General features: G+C 40.0%; 16 protein-coding genes, 16 tRNA genes, 2 rRNA genes and 1 other annotated feature (1 of these 35 only partly in view). Of the genes, 30 read left to right on the top strand and 4 right to left on the bottom strand.

Annotated features, from left to right (window positions below):
- The 21 genes from MKX96_RS04650 to MKX96_RS04750 all read left to right on the top strand — a co-directional run.
- A 23S ribosomal RNA gene (locus MKX96_RS04650) occupies positions 1-1,893 on the top strand; it begins 1,036 nt to the left of the window's first position.
- A gap of 121 nt (positions 1,894-2,014) precedes the next feature.
- Positions 2,015-2,130 (top strand): 5S ribosomal RNA (gene rrf / locus MKX96_RS04655).
- Between the two features lie 9 nt (positions 2,131-2,139).
- Positions 2,140-2,214 (top strand) — tRNA-Asn (locus tag MKX96_RS04660).
- Between the two features lie 6 nt (positions 2,215-2,220).
- Positions 2,221-2,312: transfer RNA gene (locus MKX96_RS04665), tRNA-Ser, on the top strand.
- Between the two features lie 23 nt (positions 2,313-2,335).
- Positions 2,336-2,410: transfer RNA gene (locus MKX96_RS04670), tRNA-Glu, on the top strand.
- A gap of 22 nt (positions 2,411-2,432) precedes the next feature.
- A tRNA-Val gene (locus tag MKX96_RS04675) sits at positions 2,433-2,508 on the top strand.
- Between the two features lie 144 nt (positions 2,509-2,652).
- Positions 2,653-2,729 (top strand) — tRNA-Met (locus MKX96_RS04680).
- A gap of 3 nt (positions 2,730-2,732) precedes the next feature.
- Positions 2,733-2,808: transfer RNA gene (locus MKX96_RS04685), tRNA-Asp, on the top strand.
- Between the two features lie 143 nt (positions 2,809-2,951).
- A tRNA-Phe gene (locus MKX96_RS04690) sits at positions 2,952-3,027 on the top strand.
- 4 nt (positions 3,028-3,031) lie between these two features.
- Positions 3,032-3,107, top strand: a tRNA-Thr gene (locus MKX96_RS04695).
- A gap of 9 nt (positions 3,108-3,116) precedes the next feature.
- Positions 3,117-3,200 (top strand) — tRNA-Tyr (locus tag MKX96_RS04700).
- Positions 3,201-3,208: 8 nt separating this feature from the next.
- Positions 3,209-3,282, top strand: a tRNA-Trp gene (locus MKX96_RS04705).
- 25 nt (positions 3,283-3,307) lie between these two features.
- Positions 3,308-3,383, top strand: a tRNA-His gene (locus MKX96_RS04710).
- Between the two features lie 35 nt (positions 3,384-3,418).
- Positions 3,419-3,494: transfer RNA gene (locus MKX96_RS04715), tRNA-His, on the top strand.
- A gap of 1 nt (position 3,495) precedes the next feature.
- Positions 3,496-3,567: transfer RNA gene (locus MKX96_RS04720), tRNA-Gln, on the top strand.
- Between the two features lie 6 nt (positions 3,568-3,573).
- Positions 3,574-3,648 (top strand) — tRNA-Gly (locus MKX96_RS04725).
- Positions 3,649-3,654: 6 nt separating this feature from the next.
- Positions 3,655-3,728, top strand: a tRNA-Cys gene (locus MKX96_RS04730).
- A gap of 32 nt (positions 3,729-3,760) precedes the next feature.
- A tRNA-Leu gene (locus MKX96_RS04735) sits at positions 3,761-3,842 on the top strand.
- A gap of 393 nt (positions 3,843-4,235) precedes the next feature.
- A complete protein-coding gene (locus MKX96_RS04740; protein ID WP_340882363.1) occupies positions 4,236-4,706 on the top strand; it encodes a potassium channel family protein in 471 nt (156 codons plus the stop codon).
- A 179-nt stretch (positions 4,707-4,885) separates the two neighbouring features.
- Entirely contained in the window at positions 4,886-6,451 is a 1,566-nt protein-coding gene (locus MKX96_RS04745) for an alkaline phosphatase family protein (protein WP_340882364.1), read from the top strand.
- Positions 6,452-6,604: 153 nt separating this feature from the next.
- Positions 6,605-6,739, top strand: a complete 135-nt coding sequence (locus MKX96_RS04750; protein WP_340882367.1) for a hypothetical protein — start codon at positions 6,605-6,607, stop codon at positions 6,737-6,739.
- Between the two features lie 34 nt (positions 6,740-6,773).
- Here MKX96_RS04750 and MKX96_RS04755 read toward each other — a convergent pair whose 3' ends face one another.
- Positions 6,774-7,850 (bottom strand): threonine aldolase family protein, encoded by a 1,077-nt coding sequence (locus MKX96_RS04755; protein ID WP_340882370.1) that lies wholly within the window; start codon positions 7,848-7,850, stop codon positions 6,774-6,776.
- A gap of 133 nt (positions 7,851-7,983) precedes the next feature.
- Positions 7,984-8,201, top strand: a binding site (T-box leader).
- A gap of 43 nt (positions 8,202-8,244) precedes the next feature.
- On the opposite strand from MKX96_RS04755, the gene proS reads away from it, so the two are divergent.
- From proS to MKX96_RS04770, 3 genes are all read left to right on the top strand, one after another.
- Positions 8,245-9,684 carry a proline--tRNA ligase gene (proS, locus tag MKX96_RS04760; protein WP_340882371.1) on the top strand — a complete coding sequence of 480 codons (1,440 nt, stop codon included), beginning with the start codon at positions 8,245-8,247 and terminating at the stop codon, positions 9,682-9,684.
- Positions 9,685-9,809: 125 nt separating this feature from the next.
- Positions 9,810-10,325, top strand: a complete 516-nt coding sequence (locus MKX96_RS04765) for an RNA polymerase sigma factor (RefSeq protein WP_340882373.1) — start codon at positions 9,810-9,812, stop codon at positions 10,323-10,325.
- On the top strand, positions 10,306-11,628 hold the full coding sequence (locus MKX96_RS04770; RefSeq protein WP_340882375.1) for a hypothetical protein: 1,323 nt from the start codon (positions 10,306-10,308) through the stop codon (positions 11,626-11,628). Before MKX96_RS04765 ends, MKX96_RS04770 begins: the two co-directional genes overlap by 20 nt.
- Before the next feature lie 216 nt (positions 11,629-11,844).
- Here MKX96_RS04770 and MKX96_RS04775 read toward each other — a convergent pair whose 3' ends face one another.
- Complete coding sequence (locus tag MKX96_RS04775; RefSeq protein ID WP_340882377.1) at positions 11,845-12,363, bottom strand: hypothetical protein; 519 nt, start codon at positions 12,361-12,363, stop codon at positions 11,845-11,847.
- Positions 12,364-12,366: 3 nt separating this feature from the next.
- Entirely contained in the window at positions 12,367-13,056 is a 690-nt protein-coding gene (locus tag MKX96_RS04780; RefSeq protein WP_340882378.1) for a B3/B4 domain-containing protein, read from the bottom strand.
- Positions 13,057-13,113: 57 nt separating this feature from the next.
- Here MKX96_RS04780 and queG point away from each other — a divergent pair, with 57 nt between their 5' ends.
- The 4 genes from queG (at position 13,114) to MKX96_RS04800 (ending at position 16,304) form a co-directional block, all read left to right on the top strand.
- Positions 13,114-14,253, top strand: coding sequence for a tRNA epoxyqueuosine(34) reductase QueG (gene queG, locus MKX96_RS04785; RefSeq protein WP_340882380.1), 1,140 nt, complete (start codon positions 13,114-13,116; stop codon positions 14,251-14,253).
- Positions 14,254-14,265: 12 nt separating this feature from the next.
- On the top strand, positions 14,266-14,739 hold the full coding sequence (gene trmL / locus MKX96_RS04790) for a tRNA (uridine(34)/cytosine(34)/5-carboxymethylaminomethyluridine(34)-2'-O)-methyltransferase TrmL (protein WP_169360651.1): 474 nt from the start codon (positions 14,266-14,268) through the stop codon (positions 14,737-14,739).
- Between the two features lie 308 nt (positions 14,740-15,047).
- The gene (locus MKX96_RS04795; protein WP_144541921.1) at positions 15,048-15,230 is read left to right on the top strand and encodes a hypothetical protein; all 183 of its coding nucleotides are present in this window, start codon (positions 15,048-15,050) and stop codon (positions 15,228-15,230) included.
- 243 nt (positions 15,231-15,473) lie between these two features.
- On the top strand, positions 15,474-16,304 hold the full coding sequence (locus tag MKX96_RS04800) for an aldo/keto reductase (RefSeq protein ID WP_340882383.1): 831 nt from the start codon (positions 15,474-15,476) through the stop codon (positions 16,302-16,304).
- A gap of 283 nt (positions 16,305-16,587) precedes the next feature.
- On the opposite strand, the gene MKX96_RS04805 is transcribed toward MKX96_RS04800, so the two are convergent.
- Complete coding sequence (locus tag MKX96_RS04805) at positions 16,588-16,896, bottom strand: hypothetical protein (RefSeq protein WP_340882384.1); 309 nt, start codon at positions 16,894-16,896, stop codon at positions 16,588-16,590.
- Positions 16,897-17,072: 176 nt separating this feature from the next.
- Here MKX96_RS04805 and MKX96_RS04810 point away from each other — a divergent pair, with 176 nt between their 5' ends.
- Complete coding sequence (locus MKX96_RS04810) at positions 17,073-17,771, top strand: DUF2711 family protein (RefSeq protein WP_340882386.1); 699 nt, start codon at positions 17,073-17,075, stop codon at positions 17,769-17,771.
- 31 nt (positions 17,772-17,802) lie between these two features.
- On the top strand, positions 17,803-18,222 hold the full coding sequence (locus MKX96_RS04815) for a hypothetical protein (RefSeq protein WP_169360647.1): 420 nt from the start codon (positions 17,803-17,805) through the stop codon (positions 18,220-18,222).
- Positions 18,223-18,230: the final 8 nt, after the last annotated feature.

Raw genomic sequence — 18,230 nt, forward strand, 5'->3', positions numbered from 1 at the left:
CCACCAGCTAAGGTCCCAAAGTATTTGTTAAGTGGAAAAGGATGTGGCGTTGCTTAGACAACCAGGATGTTGGCTTAGAAGCAGCCATCATTTAAAGAGTGCGTAATAGCTCACTGGTCGAGTGACGCTGCGCCGAAAATGTATCGGGGCTAAACAAATCACCGAAGCTGTGGATTGATACCTTTGGTATCAGTGGTAGGAGAGCGTTCTAAGGGCGTTGAAGTCAGACCGGAAGGACTGGTGGAGCGCTTAGAAGTGAGAATGCCGGTATGAGTAGCGAAAGATGGGTGAGAATCCCATCCACCGTATGACTAAGGTTTCCTGAGGAAGGCTCGTCCGCTCAGGGTTAGTCGGGACCTAAGTCGAGGCCGATAGGCGTAGACGATGGACAACAGGTTGATATTCCTGTACCACCACCCCACCGTTTGAGTGATGGGGGGACGCAGTAGGATAGGGTAAGCGTGCTGTTGGTTATGCACGTCCAAGCAGTGAGGTGTGAGTGTAGGCAAATCCGCACTCTGTAACATTGAGCTGTGATGGCAAGGACGTATGTCCGGAGTTCCTGATTTCACACTGCCAAGAAAAGCCTCTAACGAGGTGGGAGGTGCCCGTACCGCAAACCGACACAGGTAGTCGAGGAGAGAATCCTAAGGTGAGCGAGAGAACTCTCGTTAAGGAACTCGGCAAAATGACCCCGTAACTTCGGGAGAAGGGGTGCTCTTTTGGGTGAATAGCCTAGAAGAGCCGCAGTGAATAGGCCCAGGCGACTGTTTAGCAAAAACACAGGTCTCTGCAAAACCGTAAGGTGAAGTATAGGGGCTGACGCCTGCCCGGTGCTGGAAGGTTAAGAGGAGTGCTTAGCGCAAGCGAAGGTGCGAATTGAAGCCCCAGTAAACGGCGGCCGTAACTATAACGGTCCTAAGGTAGCGAAATTCCTTGTCGGGTAAGTTCCGACCCGCACGAAAGGCGTAACGATCTGGGCACTGTCTCAACGAGAGACTCGGTGAAATTATAGTACCTGTGAAGATGCAGGTTACCCGCGACAGGACGGAAAGACCCCGTGGAGCTTTACTGTAGCTTGATATTGAATTTTGGTGCAACTTGTACAGGATAGGTAGGAGCCTTAGAGCCCGGAGCGCCAGCTTCGGAGGAGGCGTCGGTGGGATACTACCCTGGTTGTATTGAAATTCTAACCCATACCCGTAACCCGGGTAGGAGACAGTGTCAGGCGGGCAGTTTGACTGGGGCGGTCGCCTCCTAAAGTGTAACGGAGGCGCCCAAAGGTTCCCTCAGAATGGTTGGAAATCATTCGAAGAGTGTAAAGGCAGAAGGGAGCTTGACTGCGAGACCTACAAGTCGAGCAGGGTCGAAAGACGGGCTTAGTGATCCGGTGGTTCCGCATGGAAGGGCCATCGCTCAACGGATAAAAGCTACCCCGGGGATAACAGGCTTATCTCCCCCAAGAGTCCACATCGACGGGGAGGTTTGGCACCTCGATGTCGGCTCATCGCATCCTGGGGCTGTAGTCGGTCCCAAGGGTTGGGCTGTTCGCCCATTAAAGCGGTACGCGAGCTGGGTTCAGAACGTCGTGAGACAGTTCGGTCCCTATCCGTCGTGGGCGTAGGAAATTTGAGAGGAGCTGTCCTTAGTACGAGAGGACCGGGATGGACACACCGCTGGTGTACCAGTTGTTCTGCCAAGGGCATCGCTGGGTAGCTATGTGTGGACGGGATAAGTGCTGAAAGCATCTAAGCACGAAGCCCCCCTCAAGATGAGATTTCCCATTACGCAAGTAAGTAAGATCCCTCAAAGACGATGAGGTAGATAGGTTCGGGGTGGAAGCGTGGCGACACGTGCAGCTGACGAATACTAATCGATCGAGGACTTAACCAAAATGTTTGTTTCTAAGATGTCAGTTTATTCAGTTTTGAAAGAATAATTTTTTATTAAAAAAACACTTGTAATAATCTACATAGTTGATATAATAGAAAATGTCTTTCAGTAATTATTCAAGTCTAGTGATGATGGCGAAGAGGTCACACCCGTTCCCATACCGAACACGGAAGTTAAGCTCTTCAGCGCCGATGGTAGTTGGGGGTCTCCCCCTGCAAGAGTAGGACGTCGCTAGGCGGATATTATTCCGAAGTAGCTCAGTGGTAGAGCAATCGGCTGTTAACCGATCGGTCGTAGGTTCGAGTCCTACCTTCGGAGCCATTTCTAGGAGAGCTGTCCGAGTGGCCGAAGGAGCACGATTGGAAATCGTGTAGGCGGGTAACACTGTCTCAAGGGTTCAAATCCCTTGCTCTCCGCCAGATAGATTTCTCTAATACATAATGGCCCCTTGGTCAAGCGGTTAAGACACCGCCCTTTCACGGCGGTAACACGGGTTCGAATCCCGTAGGGGTCACCATTTAATTTTAAACCAGCATTACGGAGGATTAGCTCAGCTGGGAGAGCATCTGCCTTACAAGCAGAGGGTCGGCGGTTCGAGCCCGTCATCCTCCACCATTATTAATTTAGCAAGTATTATTATCGCGGGGTGGAGTAAATCGCTTCACGAAGAAAGCGATTAACGTCGACGCAAGCGAAGCGTGGAAGACGTAAAACTCACTAAATGCGTAGGATGGTTTAAATTTCATCTAATATTATTGTCGCGGGGTGGAGCAGTTCGGTAGCTCGTCGGGCTCATAACCCGAAGGTCACAGGTTCAAATCCTGTCCCCGCAACCAAATGGTCCCGTGGTGTAGCGGTTAACATGCCTGCCTGTCACGCAGGAGATCGCCGGTTCGATCCCGGTCGGGACCGCCATTTATTATTCAATATGTTAGAGATTTAGGATAAGCAAGCAAATCGAGGAAGCAATCGAACGAAAGAAGGAGCGTACTAAAGTACGTGACTGAATGAGTGAGTGAAGCTGACAAAGAGTTGTACAGCTTAGCGTAAATCGAAGAGGCTCAGTAGCTCAGTCGGTAGAGCAAAGGACTGAAAATCCTTGTGTCGGCGGTTCGATTCCGTCCTGAGCCACCATTACGCCGGAATAGCTCAATTGGTAGAGCAACTGACTTGTAATCAGTAGGTTGGGGGTTCAAGTCCTCTTTCCGGCACCACTGTCTAGTGGAGGGGTAGCGAAGTGGCTAAACGCGGCGGACTGTAAATCCGCTCCTTAGGGTTCGGCGGTTCGAATCCGTCCCCCTCCACCAGTTTTTATAGGGGCATAGTTTAACGGTAGAATAGAGGTCTCCAAAACCTTTGATGTGGGTTCGATTCCTACTGCCCCTGCCAAATAATAAGTTAACTTTGAATAATGGCGGTTGTGGCGAAGTGGTTAACGCACCGGATTGTGATTCCGGCATTCGTGGGTTCAATTCCCATCAGTCGCCCCATATTCTATCTGGTTAGCTCTTTTTTTTATTCTGTGGCGGTCGTGGCGAAGTGGTTAACGCACCGGATTGTGATTCCGGCATTCGTGGGTTCAATTCCCATCGGTCGCCCCATTGGGGTATAGCCAAGCGGTAAGGCAACGGATTTTGATTCCGTCATGCCCTGGTTCGAATCCAGGTACCCCAGTTATTTGCGGAAGTAGTTCAGTGGTAGAACACCACCTTGCCAAGGTGGGGGTCGCGAGTTCGAACCTCGTCTTCCGCTCCAAATTAAGGCGGCATAGCCAAGTGGTAAGGCACAGGTCTGCAACACCTTTATCACCGGTTCAAATCCGGTTGCCGCCTCCAATTTTTAAAAAAGTATTTACTGCCTTTAATATGCCGGTGTGGCGGAATTGGCAGACGCGCGGGACTCAAAATCCCGTATCTTCGGATGTGTCGGTTCGACCCCGACCACCGGTATCATATTCATGACATAAAGTCATACATATCAAGACTTCTAACTACTTGTTAGAGGTCTTTTTTGTTGTTTCAATAAGAGGACTGAAATAAGCTAAAATCCCGTGCATAGGAGTAATTGAATGTCTCGGAAGAAGTAATAGTTATATCAAAAAAGTTATATTTGCTTAAAATGAAAATCACTTAAATTGTTAGAATAGCTCTTGAAAATCTTTTCAATGTCTCAATACCTGTACATTCACTTTTTCAAGAATTGAATGCGTATCTATATTTCCGTTTTCATATTAGTTACTTTGTATATTTTTACATTCGATTGACAAGATAGTCATATCGACATTAATAAAACTTCATACAACTCAAACTGGATGGACTCGAGAGACAGAGAGGAATAGACGCATGTTTTCTACGATACTAATGGGATTGACGATCTTATTTATGGTAACAACCTTATACTATTTCTTTTCAGGTCATAAATATAAGAAAAGCTATTTTCAGTCAACTTTATTCCAAAAGCTATTTTTCGCTATGCTTGGCATTACTTTTGGATTTGCTGTTCTTTATTACTTATTGTCTATGGAAGGAGATGTAGTAAGAGTCAGCACTGAAGAGGGGAAGGATGGAGGAGAGAATTTTTTAGATTATCTCTATTTCAGTGGAGTAACCATTTTATCAGTAGGCTATGGTGACTTGGTGCCTGTGGGAAAGGCACGGTTCTTTGCACTAATACAAGCAGCAATTGGTCTTTTGTTACCAACGGCATTTTTTATAAGAGCTTTGGATGAAAAAGAAGGTAGCAGTGGAGACGGTGCAAAAAATGAAAATGAAGATGAGCAAGGCAGTGACAATGATGGGCAAACAGGTAATTGATGCATCTTTTCTATAAAGGTAGTCCAACTGGTGAGGATATCATTTTTATATAAATGGCTGGTCCAAGAATATCTTTGTACACATTTAGTCGAAAGCCATGAGTTTTTATCATTAAATAAGCATGTAATCATTTGGAAATCACCATACTAACACTATGAATGGAAGATAGGTGACTAAAAGTGAAGAAAACAATACTAATCATATTAGCTATATTGGTTGTTGTATGTGGAGGACTTATATTAGCTATTTCGATGTCTCCAACTAAAAAGTTTAATGATGTAAAGATCGAAGCTACTAAAAAGCCGATCGTTCTTATTGTTGTCGATTCTTTAATGGCAGAACCATTGCAAAAGACGATAAAAGAGGGAGAGGCACCTGCATTTTCATTTTTAATAAATAATGGGGATTTTTATCCAGAATTTATTAGTTCTTATCCAACAATGTCCGTTACAATTGATAGCACCTTGTTGACTGGAACATATGCAAATCAGCATAAAATCCCCGGGTTGATTTGGTTTAATAAAGATGAGGCACGCATGGTCAGTTATGGAAGTGGAATCGCGGAGATATGGGACAATGGGGTTAAAAATGTAGTGGCTGATAGTGTTATTCATCTGAATGAAACCCATTTAAGTAAAGAAGTTCTAACGATTCATGAACAATTGGCAAGTGCTCAAATACACACAGCTTCTATTAATGGTCTATTATACCGGGGAAGCTTTAAGCAGGATTTACAAGTACCTAAGCTTCTTTCTATTACAGATCTATTGCCAAAAGAAATAAAGGTGAATGGGCCATTGCTTTTGTCGCTCGGTGGCTTATCTCAATACAATCCAGAGAACGATCGATATAAATACGTTTGGAAGAGGATGGGAGTAAATAATGAGTTTACATCTAATGAACTGACTTATCTAATTGAACAAGGGAACCTACCTACCTTTACACTAGCCTATCTCCCTGATGCGGATGCGTCCATACATAGAAACGGTCCTGGTGATGAATCTGGGATTGAGAAGGCTGACCAAGCACTGCAAGAGCTGTTAAATAATTTTGGCTCTTGGGAAAAGGCAGTAGAAGAGGTTACATGGATAGTCCTTGGTGATAGTGGTCAATCTGCAGTTAAGGAAGAAAAGGAAACGGCTTTAATTGATTTGAATGAATTGTTAAAGCGGTACACCTTCTTAGAAAAAGGAAAAGAAAATACACAACTAGCCATCGCAGTGAATGAACGAATGGCCTACATCTATTTAAATGATGAAGAAATTCCTTTTTCTGATATAGTAGAAAGCTTAAAAAAGGATGAACGAATAGGTTTTATTGCATGGAGCGATGAACAACAAATAAATCATGTTGTAAGCTCAGACGATAAAGAACTCACCTTCTCTCCAAATGGTCCTTATATGGATGAATATAAGCAGTCGTGGCAATTAGATGGAGATTTGTCTCTTTTAGATATAAAAGATGAGCAAGGAACTTTACGTTATCACACATATCCTGATGGACTAGCTCGGCTGTACGGAGCACTCCACTCCCAAACCGGAAAAGTTATCATAGTAGATGCAAAGCCTTCTTACGAATTTATTGAAAAACATAGTCATGATCATGCTGGTGGGGGTGCACATGGCTCTCTCCATCGGGTAGATTCCGTTTTTCCCCTAATCGTTTCGGGTGAGACAGAAAGACCACCATCCAACCGACTCGTGGATGTGAAGGAGTGGGTAATAGGGTTGTTGGGTGGCTCATAAATGGGAGCCACCTTTTTTTATGTAAGCACAGTAATTATGGACTTTTTACTGTCCCAATAAATATTTGTAATTTCCATTATTAAGAAGTTTTATTTTTCTACAATAGGGAATAACATAATTAGAATCAAAAATAAGAAAAGCGAGGAATTTAAAATGGTTAAAACATATAACTTTATTATCGAAGGAAAAATTATCGAGGTACACGCAACTTCTAAAGCAGAAGCGCAAAGCAAGGCAAACCATATATATGAAGAACTTAAAAGTGAACAGTATCAGCAACAGCAATAAAAGACTCTCAACGAGACGTTAAGAGTCTTTTATTTTATTTCATTTCTTCATTTAAATTCAAAAATAATTGTTCTAGTTGTTCTTTTGGAATTTCTAGATAAGAATCTCCAATACTTATTTCAATTTGGCATTTCTCCCCATCCAGCTCACTTAAATAGCTGGATATCCCTATGCGATTATCAAGCTGGACTTTGCTTATAACAGCTGCCATTTCCTCTTGTGAACGATTAAAATAGACGTGAAACATATTGGAAACAGGTACTTCTGGTACGGTGTAAATATCCTTACAGTTATTAAATAGCTGTGCTAGCTCTACAGATTTTTGATAGTATTGCTTCATTTTGTGTGCTCGCTTATCAAAATAATAATCTGCTGATAGAATATAAGGATACAAGCTTATAAGTGTTCCACCATAACGCTTTCTCCAAATTTTAGATTTCTCTATGAAATCCTCGTCACCGGCTAGAATAGCTCCCGCAATACCACCAATTCCTTTATAAAAAGACATATAAACACTGTCAAATAGGTCGCAAACCTCAGAGGCTGTTTTATTATAGTACGGTAATACTTCTAAAAGTCGGGCTCCGTCTAAATGAAGCTTTATACCATTTTCACGACAATAGGCTGAAATCTGTTCTAATGTTTCAAAGCTAGGAAGCTGGCCACCAATTTCTCTTTGAGGTAGCTCCAATAAAAGACATGCTATGTCTTCTTTAAGGTTTTTTACGTCCTCTAGCTCAATTACTCGATTCTTGTCTGCCAGCAGGATCGTTTTAATCTGGTGTAATTCCTTTAAACCATCCATCTCGTGTATTTCTAAATGACATAAAGGGTGATAGGCAACCTGGTTAAGCTGCTTCTCATCGCACCAAATACGTAAGGCGATTTGCTGAGCCATTGTACCGCTAGGGAAAAATGCAGACGTTCCCTTACCTAAAAGTTTAGCCATTTTCTTCTGAAAGTCTTCTATAATAGACCCGTTACCATAGATATCGCTGAATTGGTCCTCAGAAACATCCTTCAATGCATCCTTTAAGACGGAGATATCTCGATTCCTATGACCGGATAAATAATATGTACATTCGTTAAAGGAACTTTTTAAATCATTCATGTAATCTTCCCCTATCTTGTTTTGTCTTTACCATACTGTAAGTATAATGTATTTTTATTCTGATTGTTTAAATTAATTGGTATAAAAGAAGTACGTTGTATTAATACGTTACTTTTGGTATATTATTAGTAATATACAATCTACGATGTGATCAAGTAAATGAGAATTGTGAAACAGAAAATATAGCGTTTGCTGAGAGCTATATCACCACTTCTTGTTGAAACCTACCACGGAGATGTTATGCAAACATAACCGATTCGTTATCGTTATCAAACGTTTTAGAGGGCTTAAACTATTTTAAGCTAAACTAAGGTGGTACCACGTCTATTCAAGCACAAGGACGTCCTTTTACAAGGACAGACTTGTGCTTTTTATATTTTAAGGAGGAAAAGTAATGACTAATCAACAGCAAAACGATTTTACTAAATGGTATATCGACACGATTCAAAAAGCAGATTTAATGGATTATACACCAGTACGTGGATGTATCGCATTTAAACCGGACGGCTACGAAATCTGGGAGCATATCCAAGCAGAGATGAACCAACGCTTTAAAGAGACAGGACACCGTAACGCTTATTTTCCAATGTTAATTCCAGAATCATTTTTCCAAAAGGAAAAGGATCATATTGAAGGTTTCTCTCCAGAGCTTCCATGGGTTACAGAGGCTGCAGGTGAAAAACTAGAGGAGCGTTTAGCACTTCGTCCAACCTCTGAAACAATGATTGGCCATCTGTATTCAGATTGGATCAAAAGCTATCGTGACCTACCTGTACTGATCAACCAATGGGCTAACGTATTCCGTTGGGAAAAGAAGACACTTCCTTTCATTCGTACCTCTGAATTTTTATGGCAAGAGGGACATACAGCTCATGTGGATGAAGAGGAAGCACGTCAAGAAACAATGCAAATGCTAAATATTTATAAAGAGGTAGTAGAGGGACTTTTAGCTATTCCTGTATATGATGGTCAAAAAACTCCATCTGAACGCTTTGCAGGGGCAGTAGATACGTATTCTATCGAAGCTATGATGAAGGATGGAAAAGCGGTTCAAGCTGGAACTTCTCATTACCTTGGAACTAAATTCGCTGAAGCATTCGATATTAAATATTTGAATAAAGAAAACAAGCACCAGCATGTGCATACGACTTCTTGGGGAACTTCTACTCGATTAATCGGCTCTGTGATCATGGTCCATGGTGATGAGCAAGGTCTTGTATTGCCACCACGTATTGCACCGACACAAGTAGTTTTAATACCAGTTGGGCCATGGAAAAAGAACCCAGCAATAATGGAAAAACTAGATGAAATCTTTGCTGCATTAAAAGCAAAAGGTATACGAGTTCGTTTAGACGATTCTGATCAATCACCTGGCTATAAATTTAATGAGTGGGAGCTTAAAGGTGTGCCAGTTCGCGTTGAGCTAGGACCACGTGATTTAGAAAACAATCAAGTGCTTATGAAAGCTCGCGATTTAGATGAAAAAGAATCAGTTGATATAAATGTTATTGTGGAGCGTGTGGAAGAAGAGTTAAACACAATGCAAACTCGTTTATTAGAAAAAGCGCGCGCATTCCGTGATGCAAACTCTCATACTCATGTCGATTCCATGGATCAGCTAAAACAGCATTTAGAGGACTCTACGGAAAAAGGAGAAATCCCTGGATGGATCCTTGCTGGATGGTGTGGAGACGATGCTTGTGAGGAGCACGTAAAAGAAGAAACAAAATTCACAACACGTAATATTCCATTCAATCCACCAGCTGAAAAATCAACTTGTATTAATTGTGGAAAAGAATCGAAACACACGGTGTGGTTTGCAAGATCATACTAATTAAATATGGAACACATAAATCAGTCATTGTTTCTACAATGGCTGATTTTTTTATTTTCCAAAGTCTTGTAAGATTAAGGAAAGTAAAACGTCTAATGAAGTAGTAGGGAGATAGGGGGGATCACTTGGAAAGGCAGCTAATCGAGGAGTGGTTTGAGTTATATGAGCGGGATGTGACCAGCTTCCTCATTTACTATACGGGCTCTATGGATGTTCAGGACCTGGTGCAGGAAACTTTTCTTCGTGGATTGAAGAAGGTTGCCTACTTTAACGAAGGGGCACATCCAAAAACATGGTTAATAACCATCGCAAAGAATATAGTGGTTGATCGGGCTAGAAAGAATAATATTTGGAATCGAATAAAATACGTTTTGCGAGATGAAAAACAGATAGAGGGATTAGATCATACTGTTTTACTTGGTGAGATGAATCAAGAATTATACCTAGCTATAAATAAATTGCCAGCGAAAAACAAAGAGGTAATTATTTTAAAGTCGATACTTGAATTGACCTCTAAACAAGTAGCAGAAATCCTAGAATCCAATGAAAACCATGTGAATGTTCTTTATCACCGTTCGCTAAAGAAACTGAAGAGCATTTTGGAAAAGGAGGGATTTGAGTATGAAGCGAGAACACGATGATCTGGAGGAACAGTTGCGAAATCTTCCGAAGCATTCTCTTGATAAAGAAGAAAAGAGAAAAGTGATTTACAGCATTCGAAATGCTCCAAAATCAAACCGATTAAGGTTTCTAAAACCTCTATCTGTAGTTATAGCAACGGCCTGCCTTTTAATGGTTGCTTATTTAGCAAGCCCCATGTACAACCCAGATTTAACGAAAGAAACAGAAGTAGGCATGGGCTCGTTGACGGAGCAGGAATATATAAAAAGTCTTGATCTGCAAATAGAAGACATTAAAAACACGGAGATTACAATGAATGCATCAGGGGATAAGCTCCATGCAGTTAGGACGGAGTTATCTTTAACGTCTAAAGAGCTTATACCAATAGATGTTTGGCATTCTATGGAGTTTCGAGCGGAAAATAAATATCTTTTCTTAAAGGATAGTTACGGTATTGGAAATAGGGCAAGCTATAATTCAAATCCGAATAAGGATAGATATGATTACACAATTACATTTGAATCTTTATATGCAAATTATTCCGAAGCGGAACTACAAAAATTATTAGAGGCAAGCAAAGATATCAATTTTTCGGTGGCTTATAAGGGAAAAACATATGATTTAAATAATGAGTCACCAAAATCCGTTACATTAGACGCACCTTTCGCTACTTCATTTCCTTTACAAGATTCGCCACAAAATGTAATAGGGATAGAAGGGAAAATTGGAATACTAGGGCCTGACAATTTCGTTGCAGAGGATACTCGTCGAGGAGCAAAACTTATGCTCTACTATTGGAGTGATCCTGAATCTTTAGTTGGGAAGGAATATAAGGTAGAGGCGATAAACAGTTATGGAGAGAAGCTTTTATTGTCAGAGGGGGTATTAGCCGCCGGTTTATATAGTGAGGATGCTCATATTTTAACAAGCTTCCCAGCCTTTACTACAGAGGGAGAGTGGCAAGTTTCCTTTTACGTGGAGGAAGAATTGTTTGAGGAATTTAGGATAGAGGTTCTTCCACCTTTTCCAAAGTCCGAACATTACGTGCTGCTAGATTCACCTAAGGAGATTCAAATTGGCGAAACTACTAATGTAATTATAGAAAGCTCTATTGGGGAAAAGGAAAGTATAGAGGTTCTTTTAGTAAATTCAAATGGAGATGAAATTGTACAGAAGAGTAGCTTTCAAAATGACCAAAACCCTGTGATTGACGCAGCTAACGGACAAAGATTATTCCATTACGAGGGAGAAATCAAATTTCCTAAAGAAGGTTCCTGGTACCTTGAAATAGACGGAGAACAAACACAGGTCTTTGAAAATTAACTAAGCAAAAACGCTCCCTCCAAAAATGGAGAGGAGCGTTTTTCATAGTAGGAAGTCCGGTCGTACACTAATTGTAGGTCGATTGCAGTTGCAATGGTTAGTCATTAGTTATTAGTCACAAAGTAAATGGTCAATGGTCATTGGTTTGCCACCAGTTAAATTGTAATGACCTCCTACTATGCCTTGGCAAGGAGTCTCACCTTACCAAGGATAATGTTAAGCATATTTTTCATCATCAAAGGCAATAGTAACGACGTAGTTTTTCGCGTTAATCAGCCCAGATAATTTATTGGCATCCTTTTCAAAGTCTAATGCTTTTTTTCGATACTCCTCTGGCTCATATAAGGCAACCTCTACATAAGTTGTTACTTCGCCGTATCCGCTAAACTGGATTCTTTGCTTTTCATGGCTTCCTAACTGTTTATATACTCTTGCCTGGGCACGTAGCTGAGTAGCTAGTTCAATTGCTTCCACAATGGTGAGGTCAGCTTCTTTATATGTAACTGTATTGTTTAAGTTAGCCTCGTATATAAGTCGATCAAGTTTTCTAATATCCGAGCGAATATCATTCATTTCTAAATCGATTGCGCTCACAGTTCGTATAGGGGGAGCAGGAGTAGTCCCTTTCTCGATAACAGTGAAACCGACACGCATCATTTCTATCTCCAACTCTTGAACTCTCTTCAATAAAATACTCTTAAGCTTTACTGCCTCTGCAAGAAGTATTGGTGCCATAATTTATATCCTCCATTCTATTTGGTTACTGTCTAATACAACACTTGCGGCGTCTCCGCCGTGTACTTGCGTGAACATTTGTCCCATGGATTCTAATAATTTTACCGCTTCTTCCTGACTCATAGAAGGTCGTAGATATACTACTTGTATAGCACTCGTTGTACTTTCAGTAACTGCCGTCCGTTTAGAATCGACGAATGGACTTCCGAATGCACCTACTTCATCTTGAAGTGTTAAAATCCCGTGTAAATTATTTTCTCTACCATTCAATCCAAGATAATTTGTTTCTGCATTGCCTACGGTGATAAAGATATCCTCTTTAATCTCATCCAAATTATATATTCCAATAGGAATCTCATAGCGCATAGAGAAGAAGTTATTTAAATCTACAGCAGAATGCATAGGTGTGATATAATTTTGTTTTGCAATCCTTCTGTACATTGCTTCCATAGAAGGGCGATAACGGTTAGGTTCTGCTCCAAGCTTTTTCCAAAGACCTCGCCATTCCTTTATCCCATCAAAATCATTAACTGCTTTTTCCTCTAATTCGAAAAAAAGCTGTTCTTGAAATAATTGGAGGCGTCCCTTAAGCATTTGAGGGGAAGATGATACAATAATTTTGTTATAATAAATAAGGCCAATTTTAAAAGTAGGCTCTATTTGTAATAGAGAAGTATCTAATTTTACAAACATTTTAAACCATCCTTGTATATATTTTCTTCATTGTACCATACAGAAAGGAGAACTCTAGTGAATATAAACCAGCATCAACAGAACCTCATAGAATACGCTGCATCCATTGGAATTGATAAAATTGGTTTTACCACTGTTTCTCCATTTCATGAATTGAAGAATCGATTAATTCGTCAGCAGGAGTTAGGGTATGCTTCCGGATTTGAAGAGCCGGATCTTGATAAAAGAACAAATCCTCAGCTTTTACTGGAGGAGGCACAGAGCATTATCTCGATAGCTATTGCTTATCCCTCTAAGATGAAGGATGCACCCCAAAGTGTAAAGGGAGCTAGACGAGGAATATTTGCTAGAGCATCCTGGGGAATGGATTACCATACAGTTTTAAGAGAAAAGCTCGCTCAGCTAGAATTATATATTTTAACGCACATACCAGACGCTAGGCTGCGTTCAATGGTCGATACTGGTGAGCTTTCAGACCGTGCAGTTGCCGAACGTTCTGGGATTGGCTGGAGTGCAAAAAATTGTTCAATCATCACCCCGGAATTTGGATCTTATGTTTACTTGGGAGAAATGATTACCTCTATTCCTTTTGCCCCAAGTGAACAAATGGAGGATCAGTGTGGGAATTGTAGGCTTTGCTTAGACGTCTGCCCTACTGGTGCTTTAATAGAAGGTGGTCAGCTGAATGCACAACGATGTATCGCCTTTATCACCCAAACTAAAACGATGGTGCCTGATGAGTTCCGAGCGAAGATAGGGAATCGGATATATGGCTGTGATACATGCCAAACCGTCTGTCCAAAAAATAAAGGCAAGGCTAATCTTCATCAGGAATCATTCAAGCCAGATCCCGAATTAGTGAAGCCGTTATTGTTACCGTTACTAGGAATGACTAATCGGACCTTTAAAGAAACGTATGGACATATGTCTGGTTCATGGAGAGGAAAAAATCCAATTCAACGGAATGCAATCATTGCATTGGCACATTTTAAAGAAGTGGCAGCAGTTCCCACGCTGATCGAACTAATGCTACACGATGCAAGACCTGTAATAAGAGGAACAGCAGCATGGGCATTAGGCAAAATTAATACAGAGGAAGGCTTGCTTGCATTAAAGGAAGCAGAAAAAACAGAGCAAGAAGAACAGGTTTTAGAAGAGATTCGCAAGGGTCTTGCGTTTTATACAATTGAAAATTAGGAAGTGGAATCATTGAGTATTAATGTCGTGTTATATCAACCAGAAATTCCTGCAAACACAGGAAATATTGCTAGAACGTGTGCAGGTACAGGCGCTAAGCTTCATCTTATCCGACCATTAGGCTTTTCTACAGACGATAAAATGCTAAAGCGTGCAGGATTAGATTATTGGGAGCATGTGGACATCACCTATTATGATGGGTTAGATGAATTTTTCGCAGCTCACCCTGGAGCTGAATATTACCTGATCACTAAATTTGGTGCGAAGCCACATACTACATTTGATTTTAGTGATTCAGAGAAGAATCATTTCTTTATATTTGGACGTGAGACGAAGGGACTTCCTCGTGAATTTATCGACGCACATCCAGACCGCGCGCTTAGAATACCGATGAATGACAATATTCGTTCATTGAATCTCTCGAACACTGCAGCAATTCTTATTTATGAGGCTTTGCGTCAACAGGATTATCCAAACTTACATTAAAAAAACGGACGAAGTCTTATTCAGACTCGTCCGTTTTTATGTTGAATAATTATTATTTCTCAGATGCACCTGGTTTGTCGTCGTATCCTGCAGTGAAAATTGCAGTAAGAAACGCAACACAAACGCCAAGAATAAGGATTAGTTTCATACTTAAGCGCCTCCTCTATATATTCTAAATCTTAGTATAACCTAATTTGTAAAAAAATGAAACGATACAATAAAACGAAATTATGTCTGAAATAGAAAGTGTCAAAGTTGCATGTAACGTGTGATTCTACTAGGATAGATAAAAAGGAGTGATTTTTTAAATGGATAATTTGAAAAATGGTCCAGAGAACGGCTCAATGGCAACAAATATGGACGAGGTAAAAACATTAGGCAAGCAAATGGAACGCATGAGAGATAACCAAGAGCTAGAAGAAGATAACCGTGTATCAGACCCTGCTCAATCAGATAGTGCTACAATTATGAAGAAGCGGAAAGACGACTGATTCTTCAGTCGTTTTTTTTGAGTTTGCCTGTCTGGGCAGTGATAGGCGCCTGCGCATTTCTTGATGTCTAGCTCCTGCGCCTTGCCCCTCGGGGTCAAATGGAAAAATACTGCTCCTGCGCAAGCTCGTCGCAAACAAAAGCGTTTGCGGTGGCTGGAGAACTGCCTCCTCGCTTTTTTCCATTTGCCTGTCGGGTCAGTGATAGGCGCCTGCGCATTTCTATAAAAGGGAAGGATGAGTTTAATGGAATTACTTGAGAATTCAACAAAGAGATTGGCTAATGGAGTTGAGATGCCACGTATTGGATTAGGGGTATATAAGATGACAGAGCCGGAGGTTGCTCGTAAGGCAATTACGCATGCTTTAGAATCAGGTTATCGTCATATTGATACTGCTTCCTTATATGCAAATGAAAAAGAAGTGGGGGAAGCTGTTCGTGCTTCTGGAATCTCACGCAAAGAGATTTTTGTAACTACTAAGGTTTGGAATACTGATCAAGGCTATGATCAGACGTTAAGAGCCTTTGAAAAGTCTTTAGAGCTATTAGGTATGGATTATGTAGATCTATACTTAACTCATTGGCCAGTTGCTGAGAGTTATATAGATACATATCGTGCAATTGAACGTCTTTACGAGGAGAAGCTTATTCGAGCAACAGGCGTATCTAATCATAATCAGCACCATTTAGAGGCAATTGCTGCTAAAGCTAATATAAAGCCTATGGTCAATCAGATAGAGTGCCATCCTAGACTGACACAGTATGATCTTCGAGAGTACTGTGCCTCCGAGGACATTGCAGTTACGTCTTGGTCACCGCTAGCTAGAGGTAGATTATTAGAGGAGCCTACGTTGGCTCGCATCAGTGCTAAGTATGGGAAATCTACCGCGCAGGTGATTATCCGCTGGCATTTACAGCATGACTTAATTGTTATTCCAAAGTCTATTACTCCGGAAAGAATCCATGGAAATTTCGATGTGTTTGACTTTGAATTATCATTCGAAGATGTGAAAAATATTGATGCACTCAATTTAAATGAGCGAACTGGAGCAGATCCAGATAATTTTAGCTTTTAATAAATAGAAAAAAATGGTCGTTACTGAGGGGATTTCAGTAACGACCATTTTTTATTCGCTGTTATAACATGTATGAATTTTTCCCAGTGAAAGAATAGGAAGTAAAAGGGATACAGCGTCAATAAAGGGGGTTTATTCTAATATTACCCATTAGACATTATTTTATTCAAAAAATTCATGGAAACTGCTTGTTAAAGTTTATTAATTAAAGGAAAGTTTCATATAGGATAACTCAAAAGGTATAACGAATATATTTACTTTCTTCGAAGCAAACAGCCTTCCTTTAGCCCCACCACATTAAACAAACAAATACTGACCACAAGGATACGATGAGGCCAATCATGGCAACACCTAAAATGTATACATCATTAAACTGTTTATCTATTTTTTTAACCTTAACTAACAAATATACTAATAAAGGTGTAGCTAAGTATAGGATGATACTAATCACCGTTATGATGGTCAAGTAATATACCGGTGGGACGTTATTAGCCATAATTTCATCTACATAATATGCTAAAGCTTGTCCAAATAAGCCTAACAGGGTTGCAATTATTATTAATACCCACAAAAGAAAGTACCATTTTTTCAAAACTCATGCCTCCTTAGTTAATTTAGAGAATAATATATTTAGTGTAATATTACACTAAATATAACTAATTTTCCAAAATTTTTAATCTTAATTTTGAAGGGAATCTTAATTATTTATAGAAGGTATGTATGGTGCTTTTAATGGAAATGATTCTGCGACCGAAGGAGGGATTTTTTATGACAAAAGAGAGAATTTTACCGAAGCCAGATAGGTATGCTGTTTGTTCCCCTGATGGTATACCTATTAAGGAATTTTATAAGGGAATATTTGAAGAAGTTTTTCTCTTTTTTCATCCTTTTATTAAACCAAAAACAATTAAATATGAACTCTTTGAGCCAGATACATATCCAAGTATAACCGACATTATGAAACATTGTGAGATCCTTACATGGAGCCAGTTTTTAAAGCTTTCTAGTATTGATAACTATCAACAATTAGATATTGGATTAAGAACTTCTATTTCAGGGCTAAACCAAACCTATAAAAATGAAAAAATAGCTAAGGCTATTCTAGATGTATGTGAGCAAGAAGAAATTATTGCTCCAGCAGAGGGATGTTTCCCAGAAACGTTAATATCAGGTGTATTGGAGAGTATAAAAAAACAGGGACATGATTGGATTTGGTATGGAGATGAATTTGGTACAGAACGAAAATTAGAGTATGTTGACGATTTAGTTACCAATTGCGACACTTTTCCTATCCATCCTATAAACCTCTTTACTCATGATCATAGTATATTGTTAACCACCCATTGGGATAGTCATTTTTCAATGCTATGTTCAGATAAAAATACAATAAATGAAATAGTTACATCCTGTAATCTAGATGGTTTTTATTGCGATGAAAGTACCAGAATCTATTGGAGTATAAATTGATTTTATAATGTTTTTAAAGGGGAGATGTGTTATGTCGTTTGAGGAGCTAACAAAAGAAAAAGGATATCATATTTCATTTGAAAGTATTTCAGAACCTCGAATAGATGGAATTCAGCTTAGAATAATAGTAAATAAAAGTGCCAATCCAACTGATTTACTTATTTATCCCCACCCAGATAGTAATGTTACAAGGTTACAGATTGATTTTAAAAACTATATATCCTATTACGTTATTTATGATGATTATACTAAATGGAATGATGAAGAAGAGTACGAGGGGGAATCCTTTGGAATTTATAAAAAATCTAATTTCTTTCGTTTCTTACAAGAGGACACATCTTTAGGTTCGTATTTTCCAAATGGAACAATTACTCATTATTCGTTATCTTGTATCGAACATAGAGTAGACATCGTTTCAAAATATGAGCCAGTAATTACTGCACTAAAATGAAGTTTTTA

It is taken from the genome of Psychrobacillus sp. FSL W7-1493 (genome assembly GCF_038004905.1).
Lineage (GTDB): Bacteria > Bacillota > Bacilli > Bacillales_A > Planococcaceae > Psychrobacillus.

Bases quoted from the DNA above. Each gene is read 5' to 3' on its own strand.
- MKX96_RS04740 (WP_340882363.1), top strand. From the start codon at position 4,236: ATGTTTTCTACGATACTAATGGGATTGACGATCTTATTTATGGTAACA.
- MKX96_RS04750 (WP_340882367.1), top strand. From the start codon at position 6,605: ATGGTTAAAACATATAACTTTATTATCGAAGGAAAAATTATCGAGGTA.
- MKX96_RS04755 (WP_340882370.1), bottom strand. From the start codon at position 7,850: ATGAATGATTTAAAAAGTTCCTTTAACGAATGTACATATTATTTATCC.
- proS (WP_340882371.1), top strand. From the start codon at position 8,245: ATGACTAATCAACAGCAAAACGATTTTACTAAATGGTATATCGACACG.
- MKX96_RS04770 (WP_340882375.1), top strand. From the start codon at position 10,306: ATGAAGCGAGAACACGATGATCTGGAGGAACAGTTGCGAAATCTTCCG.
- MKX96_RS04775 (WP_340882377.1), bottom strand. From the start codon at position 12,363: ATGGCACCAATACTTCTTGCAGAGGCAGTAAAGCTTAAGAGTATTTTA.
- MKX96_RS04780 (WP_340882378.1), bottom strand. From the start codon at position 13,056: ATGTTTGTAAAATTAGATACTTCTCTATTACAAATAGAGCCTACTTTT.
- MKX96_RS04795 (WP_144541921.1), top strand. From the start codon at position 15,048: ATGGATAATTTGAAAAATGGTCCAGAGAACGGCTCAATGGCAACAAAT.
- MKX96_RS04800 (WP_340882383.1), top strand. From the start codon at position 15,474: ATGGAATTACTTGAGAATTCAACAAAGAGATTGGCTAATGGAGTTGAG.
- MKX96_RS04810 (WP_340882386.1), top strand. From the start codon at position 17,073: ATGACAAAAGAGAGAATTTTACCGAAGCCAGATAGGTATGCTGTTTGT.
- MKX96_RS04815 (WP_169360647.1), top strand. From the start codon at position 17,803: ATGTCGTTTGAGGAGCTAACAAAAGAAAAAGGATATCATATTTCATTT.